We start from the raw sequence: 17,990 nt of genomic DNA on the forward strand, positions 1-17,990 counted from the left end.
GTGGCGCGTCGGGATCCGATGGGTCAGATCCTTCCTGATAGGTGCCAATTCCCATTGACGCAACTGGCTTGCTGGGTCATGGCGTGCGCCATGCTTCGCATCGACGATATTTCCTATTCCATCGCCGGCCGTCCGCTTTTCGAGTCGGCGAGCGCGGTCGTGCCTGCCGGCCACAAGGTCGGGCTGGTCGGGCCAAATGGCGCGGGCAAAACGACGCTGTTCCGACTGATTCGGGGCGAGTTGTCGCTGGATGGCGGCGCGATCTCCCTGCCCTCGCGATCCCGGATCGGCGGCGTCGCGCAGGAGGCTCCGGCGACGCAGCGCAGCGTTCTCGACACGGTTCTGGACGCCGACACCGAGCGCGCCCGGCTGATGACGGAGGCCGAGGCGGCGGTCGACGCGACGCGCATTGCCGAGATCCAGACACGGCTGGTGGATATCGACGCCTGGTCCGCCGAAGCGCGCGCCTCGACCATCCTCAAGGGGCTCGGGTTCAGCGATGCCGACCAGCAACGGCCGAGCGCGGATTTCTCGGGCGGGTGGCGGATGCGGATCGCGCTGGCGGGGGTGCTGTTTTCGCAGCCCGACCTTCTGTTGCTGGACGAGCCGACCAACTATCTGGACCTCGAAGGCGCGTTGTGGCTGGAAAACTATCTGGCGCGCTATCCGCATACGGTGATCGTCATCAGCCATGATCGCGGGCTGCTGAACCGGGCGGTGGGGCATATCCTGCATGTCGAGGACCGCAAGCTGGCCCTGTATACCGGCGGCTACGACCAATTCGCCAAGCTGCGCGCCGAGCGCCGCGCGCTTCAGGCGGCCGAGGCGAAGAAGCAGGATGCCCGCCGCGCGCATCTGCAAAGCTTCGTGGACCGGTTCAGGGCCAAGGCGACCAAGGCCAAGCAGGCGCAGGCCCGGATCAAGATGATCGCGAAAATGGAGCCGATTACCGCCCCCGAAGAGGCGAAGTTCCATCGTTTCAGCTTTCCCGCGCCCGAGCAGCTGTCTCCGCCGATCATCGCGATGGAGGGGGTCAGCACCGGCTATGGCGAGCGCGAGGTGCTGCGGCGGCTGAATCTAAGGCTGGATCAGGACGACCGGATCGCGCTGTTGGGGCGGAACGGCCAGGGCAAATCGACGCTGTCGAAGCTGCTGGCCGAACGGCTGGCGCCGATGGCCGGCAAGATCACCCGGTCGAACAAGCTGCGGATAGGCTATTTCGCCCAGCATCAGGTCGATGAGTTGGTACTGGACGAAACGCCGCTCGATCATGTCCGCCGCCTGCGCCCGGATGAGGCACCCTCGAAGCTGCGTGCGCGGCTGGCGGGTTTCGGGCTGATGGAGGCGCAGGCCGCGACCCGCGTAGGGCAACTGTCGGGCGGTCAGAAGGCGCGGCTGTCGCTGCTGATCGCCACAATCGACGCGCCGCATCTGCTGGTGCTGGACGAGCCGACCAACCATCTCGACATCGAATCCCGTGAGGCGTTGACCGAGGCGCTGAACGATTACAGCGGCGCGGTGGTGCTGGTGAGCCACGACATGCATCTTCTGTCGCTGGTCGCGGACCGGCTGTGGCTGGTCGATCAGGGCATGGTCTCGCCGTGGCAGGGCGATCTGGACGATTACCGGGCCATGTTGCTGCAAACGACGGAGGACAGGCCTGAAAAATCTCTGCCTGCGCCGAAAGCGAAACGGCCGGGCCGCGACGAGATCCTCGACCTGCGGGCCGAGGCGCGCAAGGCCGAAGCGCGGGTCGAGAAGCTGACCGAGATGCTGGACAAGATCGGCGAGAAAATGGCCGATCCGGGCATTTACGACGACGCAGCCGAGGTCGAGAAATGGGGCCGCAAACATGCCGAGGCCTCCGAGGCGATGATCCGCGCCGAGGCGCTCTGGATGGCCGCCATGGAGCGGCTGGAGCGTGCCGAAACCGGCTGATTTCCGCCGTCCGGGCGGCTGCGTCGGCGCCGGGCTGTGTCGTCGCGGTCACGGCGGGGCGACGGTGCCAGCGACTGACATCTGATGGCTTGATTTCCGTCACCGCGCTTGGCACATCGGAGGGACACGCTGCAAAGCGCCCCTCTGGCCGGGACCGACCCATGAAAATCATTCTTCCGCTGCTCGCCACCCTCACAGCCTCGCCGGTTCTGGCGCAGGAGGTGGTCATCAATCCGGCGCAGTCGGTGTCGATGGATGTGGGGATCGGGGCAGAATATCGCCCGACCTATCCCGGCTCGGACGATCACGAGGCCGCGCCGTGGCTGATCTTCCGCAATCTGCGGCTGAACGGAAACAGCTCGGACGACCGGCAGGGATTCTCGATCACGCCGAGCTTCGACTATCTGGGCGAGCGTGACAGCGATGACGACGAAAGGCTGGACGGGCTGGACAAGATCGACCGCGCCTATGAGCTGGGGCTGCAGGCGACCTATCGCAATGGCCCGACCCGCGCCTATGTCAGCGCCCGAAAGGGGTTCGGCGGCCATAAGGGCGTCGCGGGCGAGTTCGGCGCAGAATACCGCATCGACGCTTCGGACCGGCTGACCATGTGGGCCGGGCTGGAGGCGGGCTACGGCGACGACAGCTATAACGAGACCTATTTCGGTGTCACCGAGGACGAGGCCGGGCGCACCGATTACAGCGTCTATACGCCGGGCGGCGGCATCAATTCGGCCGCGGCCAAGCTGGAAGCGCGCTATGACCTCAGCCCCGCAACCGCACTTCTGGGCGAGGTCAAGTATTCCCGCATCATCGGCGACGCCGCCGACAGCCCGATCGTGCTGGACGAAAGCCAGCCCTCGGTCCGGCTGGGCATCGTGCGGACGCTGAATTTCGGGTTCTGATCCCGCGCCAGACCGGCCGTTCAGACTGAAACGCAAGGGCGGCTTCCGCCGCTATTTTTCGTGTCCGATGGCGCCTTCCGCCCTGGCGGGCAGCAGCGGCCCCATTCAGCCCCCGAGGCGGATTCAACGCTTTGCCGAAAGCCGCATGGTGCATTCGCTCACGGCGCCCGTCTTGGGGGCGGTCGCTTTGTGGTTGTTTCCGCCTGTTTTTCGGTTGCGCCACTCTTTAAACTTTTTTAAACCCTGCTCAACAAGATTTTTGGCGGGATTTTCATGGAAATTAAAGGTATTAACATCGCGGCTCTGCCTGATGTCACCCAGGCAAAGGTCGCGGTAATCGGGCTTGGATATGTCGGCCTGCCGCTCGCCGTGGAGTTTTCCGCAAAATATCAAACCGTTGGGTTCGATATTTCTACCAAAAGGATAGAAGAACTTCGTCAGGGCAAGGATCGCACCGGCGAGGTCGCGGATCTGAGCGTCGCGAGAGAGCTGAATTTTACCAACTCGCTCGATGAGCTGCGCGACTGCAACGTCTATATCGTCACGGTCCCGACCCCCATCGACGACAATCACCAGCCGGATCTGACGCCGCTGCTCGCCGCCTCCGACACGGTCGGGCGGGTGATCGGCACGGGCGATGTGGTGATCTATGAATCGACCGTTTATCCGGGGGCGACCGAAGATGATTGCGTGCCGGTGATCGAGAAGAACTCCGGCTTGCGCTTCAACAGCGATTTTTTCGTAGGCTACAGCCCCGAGCGGATCAATCCGGGCGACAAGGCGCGTCCGCTGACCAAGATCGTCAAGGTGACTTCGGGATCAAATGAGGAGACGGCAGAGTTCGTCGACGCGCTTTATCGCTCGATCATCACCGCCGGAACCTATCGCGCCAGTTCGATCAAGGTCGCCGAAGCGGCGAAAGTCATCGAAAATACACAACGTGATGTGAATATCGCCCTGATCAACGAGCTGTCGATGGTGTTCGCGCGGCTCGGGATCGACACTTCAGAGGTGATCGATGCAGCGGCGACGAAATGGAACTTCATGAAACTTAAACCCGGCCTTGTCGGCGGGCATTGCATCGGGGTCGATCCCTATTACCTGCTGCATCGCTCGGCCCGTGCGGGGCATATCCCGGACATCATCAGGCTTTCCCGTGAGATCAACGACGGGATGCCGCGTGAGGCCGCGCGCCGGCTGATCCGTTCCATGATCGAAAAGGATATTCGCATCAGCAGGGCGAAGGTTCTGATCCTTGGGGCGACCTTCAAGGAAAATTGCCCGGATGTCCGCAACACCAAGGTCTTCGACCTGGCCGCGGCGCTGCGCGAATGGGGTGTCGAGCCGGTGATCGCGGACCCTCATGCAGATCCCGACGAGATCATCGAAGAATATGGCGTGGCCCTGTCCGAGCCCGATGGGCAGGCAGGCTACGAGGCTGTCGTGCTGGCGGTGATGCATGACGAATACACGCGCGACGGCGGCGCTGCGCTGAAAAGCCTTGCCAAGCCAGGCGGTATCTTTTTCGACATGAAGGCCGCATTCGCCAAGCAGGATAGCGACCTGAGGCTTTAATCCGGCCCGGACCCCATGACAACCGAGACAGACCTCACACGGGAAGCGCTGATCGAGGCCGGTCTCTTCGACCCGGACTGGTATAGGGCGCAATATCCTGATGTCGCAGAAGCGGGTATGACACCGCTGGATCATTTCCTGACCATCGGTATCGCGCTGCGCCGCGATCCCGGTCCGGATTTCAGCGAGACATTCATGCAGCTTGCCGTTCCCCGGCTGACAGCAGACGGGCCGACCGCCCTGGAACAAAGGTTGAAGAACGCCACGCTGGCCCCAGCGAAGCCGCGCGTCATGATGGGCGCGCAGGCGCTGGCCGAGAATGGCCGGCTCGAAGATGCAGTCCGGCAGAGCCGCCGCCATCTGGGCGAGCGGGCCGATGGCCCATTGCGGATAATGGCCGCGAATGCTGCGCTCGACCGCGGAAGCCGTTCGGAATGGCTCACGCAGCTTAATCTCTATCTCGCTCAGTTCCCGATCGCGCCCGTCATGCTGCGCAGCGCCAGGAGCCTTTTTCAGCAGCTTGCGACCCGTTCGATCCGAAACATCTCGGGCGGACCTCTGGTCAGCATCATCATGCCCGCCTGGAATGCCGAAGCCCATATCCGCGCAGCAGCGAATTCGATCCTACAGCAGAGCTGGACGAATCTTGAGCTTCTGATCGTTGATGATGCGAGCAGCGATGGCACATGGCGGGTGCTGCAAAACCTCGCGGCCGAGGATGACCGGGTGCGGATTCACCGCAATTCGCGAAATCTCGGACCATATGTTTGCAAGAATTTCGCACTTCGCGAGGCAAGGGGGGCGTATGTCACCGGGCAGGATGCGGATGACTGGTCGCATCCTCAGCGTATCGAACGCCATGTGACCCACTTCCTAAAAACCGGAGGCGAGATCAAGGCCGGCACGACGATGATGCTGCGCATGTCGCCCGAGGGACGCTTTGCCAATATCATTCCGACCAGCGCGCATCATTCGCCCGATGGGATCAGGCGACGCTCATTCATCTCCTGCATGTTCGAGCGCGAATTCATGGTCGGGCAGCTCTGCAATTATGATCCTGTCCGCTTCGGGGCCGATGGCGAGATGCTCTCGCGCGCGCGCTGCCTGCTCGGCGAGGCGTATCGGGATCATGACGAAATCGGGATGCTGTGCCTCGACCGCGCCGGCGGGCTGACCAACCACCCTGTCTACGGTCTGCGGACGAGGCAGGCCGGCTCCTCCCTGCGGGAGACTTACGTCAGCGCCTATCGGCAATGGCATGAGCAGGCCCAGCCCGCCGGGCTGCGGATCGACGGTTTTGCCGCGTCCCGCGCCTTTCCGGCCCCGGCCGAAATGGTCGTTCCTCCCGCCGAGATCGGGGTAGAGGCCGGCCGCCAGATCTTCCCAAGCAAAAGCGACAAAGATGACTGACAGATACCAGAGAATTGCAGACTGGACGCTGGCGAATGGCCAGCTCGACCGTGACTGGTATCGCCGGACTTATCCGGATGTCGCGGCCATCGGGATGGATCCGGCGCATCACTTCCGAGAATACGGCGTAGCAATGCGGCGCGCGCCGAGCCCGCGCTATGAGGGCGATATGGAGCTTCTGGAAATGCAGTCGCTGCCCGCCCCCGCAACCGGGTCCGAGCTGATGACCGCAGAGAAGATCTGTCGCGAGCAGGGTTACGGACTTGGCATACGCTTTGCTGAACGTCATGTCCCTGAGGCGCTGCGCTACAGCATCGAGACGCTGCGCGCCAACCAGGCCCTCAGCGCCGGAGACGAGGCCGGGTGGCTGGCGCGGATGAACGGGTTCCTCGCCCATCACGGCGCTGCGCCGGTGAGGTTACGCAAGGGCAAGACGCTGCTCGACCGGTTTTCGACCGACGCCCTGCCGCGGGTGAACGGCGGGCCTCTGGTTTCGGTCATCATGCCGGCCTGGAACGCAGAGGATACGATTGCCGCAGCCGCCGCCTCGATCCTGTGCCAGACATGGGGCAATCTGGAGCTGTTGATCGTTGACGATGCAAGCGAGGACGGCACCTGGGCCGAAATGCAGCGCATCGCGGCGAGCGACAGCCGCGTGAAGATCCTGCGCAACAAGATCAATGTCGGCCCCTATGTATCGAAGAACCTCGCCATGACGAAGGCGAAGGGCGATTGGATCACCGGCCACGACGCGGATGACTGGGCGCATCCGCAGCGGCTGGAACATCACCTGAACGCCGTGCTGGCCGAGGACAGCCCACCCCGCGCGAGCGTAGCCTGGATGCTGCGTCTGCTGCCGGACGGGATGATCGACAGGTTTACGCGATTGTCCTATTTCTCGGATGATGGCGTGTCACGGCACGCGCCCATTTCATGTCTGATAGAAACGCGGTTCCTGCGCACGCATCTCGGCGGCTGGGACTGTGTTCGTTTCGGCGCCGACAGCGAGCTGATGGGCCGGATAACCACGGCAATCGGCGATGAGTTCCGTAGTCTGCCCGTGATCTCGATGCTCTGCATCAGCGGAGAGGGGAGCCTGACCAATCATCCGACACTCGGGGTCGACCGTGAGACAGGTCCGTCGCAGGTCCGTCGCGATTATGCAACCGCGTGGCGGAAATGGCATCAGGGTCTGGACGGACGGCTTCGCATGGCGTTTCCGCCGCCATTGCACAAAGAGCGCCCCTTCCAGACCCCCAGCGAAGTCGTTGTGCCCGCGCATCAGGTCTGGCGCAACTATGCTTCGGTCACCGATCTCGATGACTCGGTGCAGGAGGATGTGACAGCCATATGCTGCTCGAAACGGCCAGGATTTCTTAAACATATCGCGCGTCAACTATGCGAGCAGAGCTATCGGAAGCTTCATGTGATCTATGTCGCGCATGGGCCGGGCCACGATCCCGATCAGATCAATGACGCGTTCGGAGAGCTTGCCAATTTCAAGCTGCTTTCCCTGCCCGATCCCGAGGCGACGCTGGGCGAGGCGCTGAACCTCGCGCTCGACCATTGCAAGACCGATCTGGTGGCAAAGATCGACGATGATGATTTCTACGGCCCCGATTATATCCGCAGTTCGGCGGCGGCACTGAAGTTCTGCGGCAATGTGACTGTCGGCGTCGTCGGGCGCGCGCGCGCCTACTGCTATGTCGAGGAAAGAGACCTGCTGGCGCTGCGGTTTAAGCCCACCAAAAGTAACAACCTCACTCACCGGGCTTTTGGGAGCACGATCTTCTGGTCACGTTCAAAGCTTGGTGATCTACGCTTTCAGGATCTGCCGCGCGCTGTCGACACGGCCTTCTACAACGATGCAAATGAACTTGGAGTATCGGTTTACTCGTGCGATCCATATGATCATGTCGCCGTCAGATATGCGCGGCCCGGCTTGCATACCTGGAGTATAGATGCTGATGAGTTTCTACGCCCTGCGACTCCGCTTGCCGACGGGCTGCGTCTCGACATTGCTTATAGCACCCAGTTCGACGCTACTCGAGTCCAGTTTCCGACCCGCGAAGATAAAACTGAAGTAACCAGACAATCTACAGTCAAAGTTGACGAGAGAATATCATGAAACCCGCTTCACGTATTAAAACGGCATCCGAACTCATGAATGCGACGGGCCGACAGATTATAGAATTGGGTGGGGTCGATATAAATCTAAAGCTCACGAAAGCAGAGGGTGCAGACACATTATTGATCGGTTTTCATGGTGCGATAGACCGTAAGCTCCGCAAATTACCTGTATATACTGACCCGATACCTGAGGTGGAGAACCATGCCCATCAACTCATGATCTCCGACCCTTCATTGGAGCTGGGCGAAGAACTCAGCATGGCTTGGTATGCTGGCGATCACCGATTTGACGCGCAGGCACTGCTTGGAGAGCTTTTCCGCGAAGCTGCAGAGGTCCTCGGCGTCAGAAAAGTTATTTACTTTGGATCGTCCGGCGGAGGCTTTGCAGCCCTCTACTATTCGTGGATACATCCGGGCAGTCTTGCATTGGTCGGAAACGCACAGACGAACCTCGAGAAATATTATCCTAGACATATCGCAAGATACCTAGAGAGTTGCTGGCCCACTGCAAAAGACATTTCGGCGCTAGACGAAAAGATCGTGACAGATGTCTGCGCACTCTATGCGAAAAATGTGCCCAATTACGTGATCTATTGCCAGAATCCGACTGATACCTTCCATATGTTCAATCATTGCACGCCATTCATCGCCGGGATCGAGAGTGCTGCCGACCGAAAGCGTGTCGTTTTCGAGTGCACCTATCCCGGGCGCACCGGTCATGGCCCCGTCTGGTCGGTCTTCTCTCCGTGGCTGCGCGCCGCCGTGGCCGCGCCGTCCTGGGATGCGGTGGAGCTGATCGAGACGAAATACCGCCTCCATCCCGGCAGCGCCCCGCCCCCGGCGAGGTTGCGCGGAAAAGATCTGAAGTCGGTAAGCTTTTCAGAATCTGATATCGCGTTCGGCAAACTGCTGCGCGACCATACACTGCGCGGCGCGAAGAAGGAGGCCAGCAATGGCTGAAGCACCGAAGAATCCCTATAAGATCCAGCCCGAGAAAGCCTTCTGGCGCGCCTCTGTCGGGACGCGCCACTATGCGGATATGGAAAACCTCTGGGAGCCGATGGCGCTGAAGCGTGCGGATCGCGTGGCGACCGCAGGCAGCTGCTTTGCGCAGCATATCGGCAATAACCTCGCCCGCCGCGGCGCCGCGTTCATGGATATGGAACCGGCGCCGCCCGTCTTCGCCAACGAGACCGAGGCGCGGCGCTGGGGCTATGGCGTCTTCTCGTGCCGCTACGGCAATATCTACACCTCGCGCCAGCTCGTGCAGCTTTTCGATGAGGCGCATGGCCAGCGCATTCCGGGCGAACGGGTCTGGGAAAAGGATGGCCGCTTCTTCGATGCGCTGCGCCCCGGTCTGGACCCGGTCGGGCAGGAATCCCCCGAAGACGTTCTGCAAATGCGCAACCGCCATCTGGAGGCCGTGCGGCGCATGTTCGCCGAGCTCGATGTGTTCGTGTTCACGATGGGGCTGACCGAGGGATGGGAGTCGGTCTCTGATGGGACGATGTTCCCGGTCGCGCCCGGCACCATCGCCGGGACCTATCGGCCTGAGGATTACCGGCTGCATAATCTGCGCCACCACGAGGTCAGCCGCGACATGCTGGAATTCTGGGACCGGCTGCGCAGCGTGAACCCCGCTGCGCGTATGCTGCTGACCGTTTCTCCGGTGCCGCTTGCCGCCACAGCGACACAGAACCATGTGCTTGTCGCGACCATCCAGTCGAAATCCATTCTGCGATCGGTTGCCGGCGAGTTGAGCGAGGATTACGACGGCATCCATTATTTCCCCTCATTCGAGGTCATCTCCTCCCATCCTGCGCGCGGTATGTTCTTCGAGCCTGATTTGCGTAATGTGAACATGTTCGGCGTCGATCTCGTGATGAAGCATTTCTTCTCGGGTCCGCTGGCAGAGGAATTCGGAGGAGAGGTCGAGAAGCCGTTGCAGGAACCGGAACTGATCTGTGATGAGGCGCGGCTGGATGCGTCCTGATTTCCCCAAGCGCCGGGTCGTCCGGTCATGAGCCAGCGCCGTCGTCTTATCCTGCATGTCGGTCAGACAAAGGCCGGCAGCACCTCTATCCAGAATTATCTGGAGTCGCAGCGAGAGGCGTTACGCGGACACGCCGTGTTGTTTCCAAAGAGCGGCATGGCGCGACAGAACCCCTACGATCAAGATCGCACGCCGGGCCACCTTAGGCTTTTGTCGCAGATAAGAACTGGCGACACGTCCGAATTCGAATCGGAACTGGCGCAAGATCAGAACGCGACGGTTTTGCTCAGCGTCGAAAACATCTTCTCCGACGTCCCCGAGAAAACGCTTCTGGCCGCGGCAGAATATTTCGAAGACTGGGATGTCGAGATCATCGCGGTGCTCAGAAGCCAGCAGGACTGGCTGAGATCGCGCTATACAGAAAACATCATGAGCGGCTTTCGCTCGTCGCCCATGACGCTGGCCGCCTTCGTCGACGAGTCCTTGTCGCGCGGTTTCCTGAACTATCCGAAGCGGCTGCGGGAATTGGGAACAATTTTCAACGCAGAAAAGCTGCGGGCGATCGTTTTCGACCACCATGAAAAGCCGCTGGTGCTCCGCTTTCTCGACGAGCTGGGATTGCCTGTCACGGACCCCGATCTCGCCGCAGCCATGCACGCCAATCAACGGGAAAAGTCACACCAGCTTGTCGAGACAAAGCGTGTTCTGAACCTTCTCCTTCAGGACGGATGCAGCGTCGCCGACCGGCTGGAAATCGAGCATCTTATGCGGCTGTCGGGCAAGCGGCTGCTGTCCGAAGTCACGGCGCAGCCGATCAGGATCGAGCTTTCGGAACATCATCTTGATATCATCGAGGCCGGCAACCGGCAGCTGGTCGATGAGGGGATCATGGACGATCCGATCACCGGCGGATCGACACAGCCGGCACGGGCCGTGGCCCAACATGATATGCAATCCGATCAGACAGAGGAGCTTTTCTTCGAATCGCTCTGTCATGCCTCGGACGTCATCGCGCGCGCCGAACAGAAGCCCGAATTTTCGCCACTGAATTTCGCCGCTGGCGACCTTGGGGCACTGCGCTCGGCGCTGGCGGATCGGAACCTCACGGTCCATGTCGATTCTGCCGATATCGCAATGCTTTGCGCATGTCAGCGCAATTGCTTGGTCGTGCTGCTGCTGAGCGGTGAAGACGCGGCCTATGCGATGCAGAAACGCATCGATAGGCTGCATTGGCCAGCACGTTTCGTCGCCATGCCGATGGAGCTTTTCGACGAGCTGCGCAGCGCCCTGGAATCGGTCGGGCTGGAGAGCCCGGATCTGGTCTCTTTCGGACCGGAGGTGACTGTGGCGACCGGCGCCCGCGTGGTGGACGCGCTGGCACCCGACCGCATCATTCTGCGGGGCGCGACGATGGACCACGTGATTGCGCAAAAAGACACGCCTTGCGGCGATGGAACGGACAAGCTGCTGATTGTTGACGCGCACCAACAAGAATTTGCATTGGCAAAGCTGTTCTCCACGCCAGAGAATTTCGAAGGTTGAACCAGATGGATGAAAAGACAGTCGCAACTGAGCCGGACGCCGCTGGGGCCCTGCCCCCCTCCCTGCTATGGAGCCCGCTATTCATCGGCGACGAAACCGTCGCGCTGCATGTTCCTCTGATTTTCTGGATCGTAGACCGTTTGCGCCCCGCGCGCAGCGTGGTGCTGGGTGTCGGCGCGGGGACGGCAACATTCGCCATTTGTCAGTCTGTTGATCGCAGCGGGACGGGCGGGGTTTGCGAGGGGTTCGGGGTCTGGTCAGGCACTGTCCCCGTCGGCATTGAACGGCAGGCAGCCACCTATCCCGAGATCGCGGTGATAACGGATTGCGAAGTGCTGGAGGAAGCGGCGGCAGGTCTCGGGGCCGAATCGCAAAATCTGATCTTTGCCGATCTCACGGAGTTCGACAGTGAGAACGATATCAGCGCGCTGATCTCGACATTACGCGAGCGGCTTGCGCCTGATGGGGCGTTGCTGCTGCATGGTGCCGATCGTTCAGTGACGGGGAAAAGCGGCGTTTGGGTCGATACCGGGTCGGGCATGGTGATCCTCGGCAAGGGCGACGGCTTGCCCGCATCGCTGAAAATGCTCGAGGATCTTTCCGAGAACGGGCGTCTCGCAGGCGACATGCAGTGCCTGTTGCGCCGTCTGGGTCAGGCAGCCTCGCTGTCTTTTCAAGCGCGGCGCGCCACGGCGCGGCTGCAGCCGATCGAAACGCGGCTTAAAGCGGCCGATACGCGGGCGAAAGAGCTTAACGCCGAGCTGAGCACGCTCAGATTGGCATATGATGCAAGAGCCGCCAAGCTCGCGCGGTCACAGCTTGACCTGTTCGCTAAGGAGAAGGAAGTCAGCTCGTTTGCGCTCAAGCTGGAACAGACCGAGCCGCAGCTCCTCCGCCATCAGGAAGCAGCGGAACGTGAGCGGAAAACCCGGTTTGACGAGACCGCGGCGCTGACGAAGATGCTGGAAGCCAAGCTGGAGCAGATCTCCGCCCTTGAGGGGTCTCTTAAAGCGCGCGACGAGCGTGAGACAACCCAGGGAAAGCAACTCTCGTCTCTGCAACAACGCATCGAAGAACTGAAGCGGCAGATCCAGGATATGGAAGCCAAGCCGGATCGGATCTCTGCGCTCGAGGAGTCTCTCAAAGCGCGCGACGAGCTTGCGAAAACCCAGGCAGAACAGCTTAAATCCCAGCAACAGCGCGTCGAACAGCTGAAGCGGCAGATCAAGGATATGGAAACCAGCAAATCCTGGCGGATCACGGCGCCGATAAGGGCGTTTCGGCGCGGTCTGAAAGTCTAGGGCCGTCGCGGGACGGCCGGGGATGAAACCCGCGCTTCCCTACCCCGCCACGCCGCGCAGGAGCTTCTGGCGGCCAGCCGGGATAGTGGCGATTTCGAGGCCGGTGAAGACATGCAGCGTGCCGAGTTCGTCATCGACCACGGCGTGATCGCTGACCCAGCCACCCATCATCAGATAGCTGCGCAGAAGCGGCGGCAGCCCTGCCTGCGCGCGTTTCAGATCGGGCTTTTGACGGCGCAGCGCGCGGGCGAAGCGGAACACCTTTGGCGCCTTGACGCGCGGCAGCCAGCGGCGCGGCGCGAGGTGGCGCTCTTTCAGCAAGGCGAAGGTATCGGCATAGCCTTGCGTGTCGGTGCCGGTGAAAGAGGAACAGCCAAACAGCAGCTCGATCCCGTTCTCGTCGACGAATCGTGTCATCGCGCCCCAGGCGACGCGGAGCAGATCGGGATCGGCATGTTCGGGATGAAGACAGAAGCGGCCCATCTCGACCATGGGGCCGGAAAAATCGCGCAGACGTTCCAGATCGTAATGGCTGGCCGCGTAGCTGCGACCGATCTCGGCCCCGCTTTCAAGAAACATGAAGCGGAAGGTCGCCAGAAGTTGTCCGCTGCGCTGATCCTCGATCAGCACGTGGCGGCAGGCCGCGTCGAAGCCATCCGCATCGACCGACGCCCCGTCATCCGCAGCGCCGCGCTTGCCGATGAAGGCCAGCCAGCGAAGGCGCTGCGCGGCGCGCAGATCATCCGCACTCTCTGCCAGACGGACGCGGTAGCGACCCTTGCTCAGCATCATTTCCTTACCTCGCGGCCCGGACGGCCCGGTTGTCGGTCGATTCATAATCTCATCATGTGACGATGGCGCAACAGGAGAATGTCGCGGAACGTCTCGAACACGCGCCTCCCCCGGCATTTTATCACGGCCAGAGGACAATCCCCGCGTCGCCGTCGCTGCGACGAGTGGCGCCTTGAGGCGTGGATCGCGGAGCGGGGCGATTGCTGATGCATCCGGTTTTGCCGCAGGCTAGCATCGACGCCTGACAAGAAGGAGTGGGGCCGATGCCGCAGCATGATACCGAGGAGGACACCGGCGCTGATCTGGAGGTCAGCTCGGACGAAAAGGAGGATGCCGAGCAAAGCCACGCGCTGAGCGCCGTCTCGGTTTATCTGGTCGTTCATGAAGAGGGGTTGGAAGAGCTGAACCGCCCGGCCATGTCGCTCTGGTGGTCAGGGGTCGCGGCCGGGATCGGGATTTCTGCCTCGGTTCTTGCCGAAGGAATTCTGCACACCACCTTTGCCGGCCACGCCTATCGCGCGGCGATCGAGAACTGGGGTTATACGGTCGGCTTCGTGCTGGTGATCCTCGGGCGCTTGCAGCTGTTCACCGAGAACACGCTGACCGCGATCCTGCCGCTTCTGTCGCGGCGCTCGGGCGAGATGCTGTGGTGCACGGCGCGGCTGTGGAGCGTGGTTTTCCTTGCCAATATGGCCGGCACCTTCGCTTCGGTCCTGCTCGCCTATCGGGTCGGGGTGGTGCCGCCGGAATATGTCGAGGGCATGATCGCGATCTCGGAGCATTACGGCGAGCTGAGCGCCTATGACTCCTTTGTGCGCGGCATCCCCGCCGGATTTTTCGTCGCGGCTATCGTGTGGATGCTGCCTTCGGCACGAGCCTCGGCGATCTTCGTCATCATGATGTTCACCTATTTGATCGCGATGGGCGGGTTCACCCATGTCATCGCCGGATCGGGCGAGCTGTTCTTGCTGATGCTGGCGGGCAAGCTGGGCGCGGGCCATGCGGCGGCGGTGCTGTTCGCGACATTGGCGGGCAATATCGCCGGTGGCACCGGGCTGTTCGCGTTGCTGGCTTACGGTCAGGTCGCCAACGAGATCGAAACCTGACGAGGCGCGGGCGCGGCGCGGTTTTAGCCCTGCGCCGCGCCGTCGCCGTCCTCCGGCTTGTCGTCCGGCACGTGATCGGGCAGATCGTCGCCGAGCACGCCCTCGATATAGAGCCGCTGTACCAGCACCATCGCCACCACCATCAGCGGCGCGGCGACAAGGATGCCCGGCAGGCCGAACAGCACGCCGAACACGATCACGCCGAAAATCGTCATCACCGGCGGCAGCCCCGCCGCGCGCCGCTGGATCAGCGGCATGATGACATTACCCTCAAGCTGCTGAATGGCGATGAAGAGCAGCAGCACATAGAACGCATCGCGCGGCCCCTGGGTCAGCGAGAACAGCACCGCCGGCACGCCCGAGAGAAACGGGCCGATAAAGGGGATGGCGTTGGTCAGCCCGGCAATGATGCCGAGCACGAGCGCCAGCGGAATATCAAGCAGCCACAGCCCGCCGCCGGTCAGAACGGCGACGATCAGCATGTCCAGCGACTGCCCGGCGAGCCAGCTCCACAGCTTGTCGCCGATCTCGCGCAGGATCTCGGCGGCGTGGTCGCGATGGACGATGGGCACCAGGCGCAGCAAGCCATGGATATAGGGCTGAGGGTGCAGCGCCAGAAAAATCGCCACGGTGATGATCAGCACCAAATTGGCGATGCCGCCGATCACTGCGTTCACGGTGCCCCGCAGCACTCCGAAGACGCTCATCACCGAGCCGGCGAAAGGGCCCATGCCGCTGCTGCCAGAGCCAGAGCCTGCACCGCCAGCCGGGCTGCCGCCCTGCCCGCCTTCGATGGCGGCATCGGCAGGGGGCGGGGCGCGTTCGAGCAGGAAATTTCCGATGGCCGAGCTGTTGAGCCAGTCCATCACCTGCGACCAGGCCTGCGGAATGGCGGCGAAAAGCTGGCGCATCTGCTGGGTGATCTGCGGCCCGGCAATCATTGCCAGCAATCCGAAGGCCAGCAGCGCAACGGCCAGGACCACAAGCACCGCCACGCCTGACGAGAGGTGCAGATAACGCATCAGATAATTCGCGGTCTTGCGCAGAGCGATGCCGAGAAGGATCGCGGCGAAGCCCATCAACAGCACGAAGGATAATTTCCACAGCAGCGCCAACGTCAGCGCCACGGCGAAAGTGGTCAAAATCGTCGGCACCGGCACCGGGCGGCGCGAGATGCGCAGCGCGCCGTCATCCTCATCACGGGGCGGCATCTGGCGCGGGGCGGGCATGGCGGGCTCCTGTCGGCGGTCGCGGCGGCTGCGGCGCCGTGCGAACGCCGTGCCGGGCGGATCAGTCGAGAACCGATCCGGGGTTGAAATTGCCGATATTGCCGACGATCTGGCGGATCAGCCCCACCGAAGTGACATTCGAATCTGTCACGCGGCGCGACAGCACCACAACGCGCCCGTCTTCGAGCCCAAACCGTTCGACATTGGTGACGACACCGTCAGGAGCAAAGCTGATCGCCACGACTTCGCGGCTGATCTCCTGCGGCTGAAGCGGACCATAGTGACGCCAGCGCGAGCCGACGTAGTACCAGCCGGAGCCTTGCAGCAGCCCTTCGGCGGTGGGCCGCCCGATCAGGCTGTCCAGTTCGAGCCGGCTTGTCTGACCGGGCTGGACGAGCGCCAGATCCTCGGCGGGCGGGATATAGCCGTGATTCCGATAGACCGGGGAACAAGCGGTGATGAGCAGCGTCGTGAACACAAACATGCTGCGGATCAACAATTTCATAACTGGTCTTTCCCGCTTGACACGCGCCGCCGGTTGACGCCGCTCGCATGGCTTAGCAAACTCGGACAGCCCGCTCAAGAAGATCACTGCCCGTGGTCTCAATCCATTGGAAAGGCCCGTGATATGCGCAACCCTCTTTCGGAAAGGCTGCGGGTGGCGCATCTGTCGCCAAGCCGCGACAATGCGTTCGATCTCGAACCCGACGCCGACGCCCGCAACCGCATCGCCGGCAGGCTGGAATTGCTGGAACTGCCCCGGATGCGGTTCACCGGCGCGATACGTGCCTCGGGCGCGGACGAATGGGCGTTGAACGGCACGCTCAGCGCCACCGTGGTTCAGCCCTGCGTGGTCACGCTGGAGCCGGTGCAAAGCGAGATCTCCGAGGAGGTCGCGCTGATCTTTTCGCCCCATGTGACCGCGCCGGAGGAAGACGAGATCGAGATGGGCGACGACACGATCGAACCTCTCGGACAGTCGATCGACCTCGGCGCGATCGCCATCGAGGCGTTGTCGCTGACGCTTCCGACGCATCCGCGTGCCGCGGGCGCCGAGCTTCCCGACACCGCGACCGACGATGACGATGCAGAGGACGAACGGCCAAAACCCTTTGCCGGGCTGGCCGAGATGATGAAAAAAAACGACTAGCCCGACGCCGCGTCACCGGCGCTTTCGCGCGGTTTGAAAGGCTTCATCCCGGCGCGCGCCAGCTCGTCGGCGCGTTCGTTCTCGGCATGGCCGGCATGGCCCTTGATCCATTCCCAGCGGACCCGATGCCGTGTCTGCGCGGCATCCAGCCTCTGCCACAGATCGACATTCTTCACCGGCTTCTTCGCGGCCGTCTTCCAGCCGTTCTTCTTCCAGCCGTGGATCCAGCCGGTCACGCCGTTCTTCACATAGGCCGAATCGGTGGTGATGGTGATGTCCGATGGCCTTGTCAGCGCCTCGAGCGCGGCGATCGCGGCCATCAGCTCCATCCGGTTATTGGTGGTGTCCGGCTCGCCGCCCTTAAGCTCGCGCTCTTTCACCACCTCGTCGCCGCGCATTGCGCGCATCAGCACGCCCCAGCCTCCGGGGCCGGGATTGCCCGAACAGGCGCCGTCGGTCCAGGCATAGAGATCAGACATGCAGCAGCACCACGATCAGCGCCGCAATGACGATGCCGCTCAGCAGCAGGCGCAGCCGCATCCACCAGCGGGGCGCGAGCCCCCAGGACCAGAACAGCGCGTCGATCAGCAACAGCGCGGCAAAGCCTGCCATCAGGGACCAGATCACTTCCGCCGGGTCCGCCCAAGCGGTGAACAGCACCCAGAGCGCCGGGATCACCGACAGCACATAGCCCACCATCGCCCGCGCGCCACTGGCCTTGGCGGCGAATCCCCAGATGACGCCCGACATGAAGGACAGGATGATCTGGCCATAGATGATCGCCACCGAAACCGGCGCGGGCGAGAAGGGCACGAGCCGCGTCCCCAGCCACAACGAAAGCGCCGCGCCGAGAAAGGGCAGCGTGCCGGCAAGGCCGAGAATCAGGGGGATGGCGGGAATTTGCATCGGCTCGGTCTCC

At 62.3% G+C, this 17,990-nt stretch carries 16 protein-coding genes; 11 read left to right on the plus strand and 5 right to left on the minus strand.

Annotated elements, in window-relative coordinates; all coding sequences use genetic code 11:
- Positions 1–90 precede the first annotated feature (90 nt).
- The 9 genes from PAF18_RS08185 to PAF18_RS08225 all read left to right on the plus strand — a co-directional run bounded on the left by PAF18_RS08185 (position 91) and on the right by PAF18_RS08225 (position 12,794).
- Positions 91–1,938: an ABC-F family ATP-binding cassette domain-containing protein gene (locus PAF18_RS08185; RefSeq protein ID WP_271115265.1), complete on the plus strand. Its 1,848-nt coding sequence runs from the start codon at positions 91–93 to the stop codon at positions 1,936–1,938.
- A 161-nt stretch (positions 1,939–2,099) separates the two neighbouring features.
- Positions 2,100–2,843: a MipA/OmpV family protein gene (locus PAF18_RS08190; protein ID WP_271115266.1), complete on the plus strand. Its 744-nt coding sequence runs from the start codon at positions 2,100–2,102 to the stop codon at positions 2,841–2,843.
- 273 nt (positions 2,844–3,116) lie between these two features.
- The gene (locus tag PAF18_RS08195) at positions 3,117–4,418 is read left to right on the plus strand and encodes a nucleotide sugar dehydrogenase (protein WP_271115267.1); all 1,302 of its coding nucleotides are present in this window, start codon (positions 3,117–3,119) and stop codon (positions 4,416–4,418) included.
- Positions 4,419–4,433: 15 nt separating this feature from the next.
- Positions 4,434–5,828, plus strand: coding sequence for a glycosyltransferase family 2 protein (locus PAF18_RS08200; RefSeq protein ID WP_271115268.1), 1,395 nt, complete (start codon positions 4,434–4,436; stop codon positions 5,826–5,828).
- Positions 5,821–7,956 (plus strand): glycosyltransferase family 2 protein, encoded by a 2,136-nt coding sequence (locus PAF18_RS08205; protein ID WP_271115269.1) that lies wholly within the window; start codon positions 5,821–5,823, stop codon positions 7,954–7,956. The genes PAF18_RS08200 and PAF18_RS08205 overlap by 8 nt, the downstream gene beginning before the upstream one ends.
- On the plus strand, positions 7,953–8,918 hold the full coding sequence (locus PAF18_RS08210; protein ID WP_271115270.1) for a hypothetical protein: 966 nt from the start codon (positions 7,953–7,955) through the stop codon (positions 8,916–8,918). Before PAF18_RS08205 ends, PAF18_RS08210 begins: the two co-directional genes overlap by 4 nt.
- Entirely contained in the window at positions 8,911–9,951 is a 1,041-nt protein-coding gene (locus PAF18_RS08215) for a GSCFA domain-containing protein (protein WP_271115271.1), read from the plus strand. The genes PAF18_RS08210 and PAF18_RS08215 overlap by 8 nt, the downstream gene beginning before the upstream one ends.
- A gap of 27 nt (positions 9,952–9,978) precedes the next feature.
- Positions 9,979–11,493, plus strand: a complete 1,515-nt coding sequence (locus tag PAF18_RS08220; RefSeq protein ID WP_271115272.1) for a hypothetical protein — start codon at positions 9,979–9,981, stop codon at positions 11,491–11,493.
- Positions 11,494–11,963: 470 nt separating this feature from the next.
- A complete protein-coding gene (locus tag PAF18_RS08225; protein ID WP_271115273.1) occupies positions 11,964–12,794 on the plus strand; it encodes a coiled-coil domain-containing protein in 831 nt (276 codons plus the stop codon).
- 39 nt (positions 12,795–12,833) lie between these two features.
- Here PAF18_RS08225 and PAF18_RS08230 read toward each other — a convergent pair whose 3' ends face one another.
- A complete protein-coding gene (locus tag PAF18_RS08230) occupies positions 12,834–13,586 on the minus strand; it encodes a GNAT family N-acetyltransferase (protein WP_271115274.1) in 753 nt (250 codons plus the stop codon).
- A 263-nt stretch (positions 13,587–13,849) separates the two neighbouring features.
- On the opposite strand from PAF18_RS08230, the gene PAF18_RS08235 reads away from it, so the two are divergent.
- Positions 13,850–14,692: a formate/nitrite transporter family protein gene (locus tag PAF18_RS08235; protein WP_271115275.1), complete on the plus strand. Its 843-nt coding sequence runs from the start codon at positions 13,850–13,852 to the stop codon at positions 14,690–14,692.
- 23 nt (positions 14,693–14,715) lie between these two features.
- On the opposite strand, the gene PAF18_RS08240 is transcribed toward PAF18_RS08235, so the two are convergent.
- Together PAF18_RS08240 and PAF18_RS08245 are read right to left on the minus strand one after the other, a co-directional pair.
- Complete coding sequence (locus PAF18_RS08240; protein WP_271115276.1) at positions 14,716–15,921, minus strand: AI-2E family transporter; 1,206 nt, start codon at positions 15,919–15,921, stop codon at positions 14,716–14,718.
- Positions 15,922–15,982: 61 nt separating this feature from the next.
- Positions 15,983–16,426 carry an outer membrane protein assembly factor BamE gene (locus tag PAF18_RS08245; RefSeq protein ID WP_271115277.1) on the minus strand — a complete coding sequence of 148 codons (444 nt, stop codon included), beginning with the start codon at positions 16,424–16,426 and terminating at the stop codon, positions 15,983–15,985.
- A 123-nt stretch (positions 16,427–16,549) separates the two neighbouring features.
- On the opposite strand from PAF18_RS08245, the gene PAF18_RS08250 reads away from it, so the two are divergent.
- Positions 16,550–17,071, plus strand: coding sequence for a YceD family protein (locus PAF18_RS08250; RefSeq protein ID WP_271115278.1), 522 nt, complete (start codon positions 16,550–16,552; stop codon positions 17,069–17,071).
- Here PAF18_RS08250 and rnhA read toward each other — a convergent pair.
- The gene (gene rnhA, locus PAF18_RS08255) at positions 17,068–17,550 is read right to left on the minus strand and encodes a ribonuclease HI (protein ID WP_271115279.1); all 483 of its coding nucleotides are present in this window, start codon (positions 17,548–17,550) and stop codon (positions 17,068–17,070) included. The genes PAF18_RS08250 and rnhA overlap by 4 nt on opposite strands.
- The gene (locus PAF18_RS08260; RefSeq protein ID WP_271115280.1) at positions 17,543–17,977 is read right to left on the minus strand and encodes a DUF3429 domain-containing protein; all 435 of its coding nucleotides are present in this window, start codon (positions 17,975–17,977) and stop codon (positions 17,543–17,545) included. Before PAF18_RS08260 ends, rnhA begins: the two co-directional genes overlap by 8 nt.
- Positions 17,978–17,990 lie beyond the last annotated feature (13 nt).

Source organism: Paracoccus sediminicola (genome assembly GCF_027912835.1).
Classification (GTDB): Bacteria; Pseudomonadota; Alphaproteobacteria; order Rhodobacterales; family Rhodobacteraceae; genus Paracoccus; species Paracoccus sediminicola.

Bases quoted from the DNA above. Each gene is read 5' to 3' on its own strand.
- PAF18_RS08185 (WP_271115265.1), top strand. From the start codon at position 91: ATGCTTCGCATCGACGATATTTCCTATTCCATCGCCGGCCGTCCGCTT.
- PAF18_RS08190 (WP_271115266.1), top strand. From the start codon at position 2,100: ATGAAAATCATTCTTCCGCTGCTCGCCACCCTCACAGCCTCGCCGGTT.
- PAF18_RS08195 (WP_271115267.1), top strand. From the start codon at position 3,117: ATGGAAATTAAAGGTATTAACATCGCGGCTCTGCCTGATGTCACCCAG.
- PAF18_RS08200 (WP_271115268.1), top strand. From the start codon at position 4,434: ATGACAACCGAGACAGACCTCACACGGGAAGCGCTGATCGAGGCCGGT.
- PAF18_RS08205 (WP_271115269.1), top strand. From the start codon at position 5,821: ATGACTGACAGATACCAGAGAATTGCAGACTGGACGCTGGCGAATGGC.
- PAF18_RS08210 (WP_271115270.1), top strand. From the start codon at position 7,953: ATGAAACCCGCTTCACGTATTAAAACGGCATCCGAACTCATGAATGCG.
- PAF18_RS08215 (WP_271115271.1), top strand. From the start codon at position 8,911: ATGGCTGAAGCACCGAAGAATCCCTATAAGATCCAGCCCGAGAAAGCC.
- PAF18_RS08220 (WP_271115272.1), top strand. From the start codon at position 9,979: ATGAGCCAGCGCCGTCGTCTTATCCTGCATGTCGGTCAGACAAAGGCC.
- PAF18_RS08230 (WP_271115274.1), bottom strand. From the start codon at position 13,586: ATGATGCTGAGCAAGGGTCGCTACCGCGTCCGTCTGGCAGAGAGTGCG.
- PAF18_RS08235 (WP_271115275.1), top strand. From the start codon at position 13,850: ATGCCGCAGCATGATACCGAGGAGGACACCGGCGCTGATCTGGAGGTC.
- PAF18_RS08240 (WP_271115276.1), bottom strand. From the start codon at position 15,921: ATGCCCGCCCCGCGCCAGATGCCGCCCCGTGATGAGGATGACGGCGCG.
- PAF18_RS08245 (WP_271115277.1), bottom strand. From the start codon at position 16,426: ATGAAATTGTTGATCCGCAGCATGTTTGTGTTCACGACGCTGCTCATC.
- PAF18_RS08250 (WP_271115278.1), top strand. From the start codon at position 16,550: ATGCGCAACCCTCTTTCGGAAAGGCTGCGGGTGGCGCATCTGTCGCCA.
- rnhA (WP_271115279.1), bottom strand. From the start codon at position 17,550: ATGTCTGATCTCTATGCCTGGACCGACGGCGCCTGTTCGGGCAATCCC.
- PAF18_RS08260 (WP_271115280.1), bottom strand. From the start codon at position 17,977: ATGCAAATTCCCGCCATCCCCCTGATTCTCGGCCTTGCCGGCACGCTG.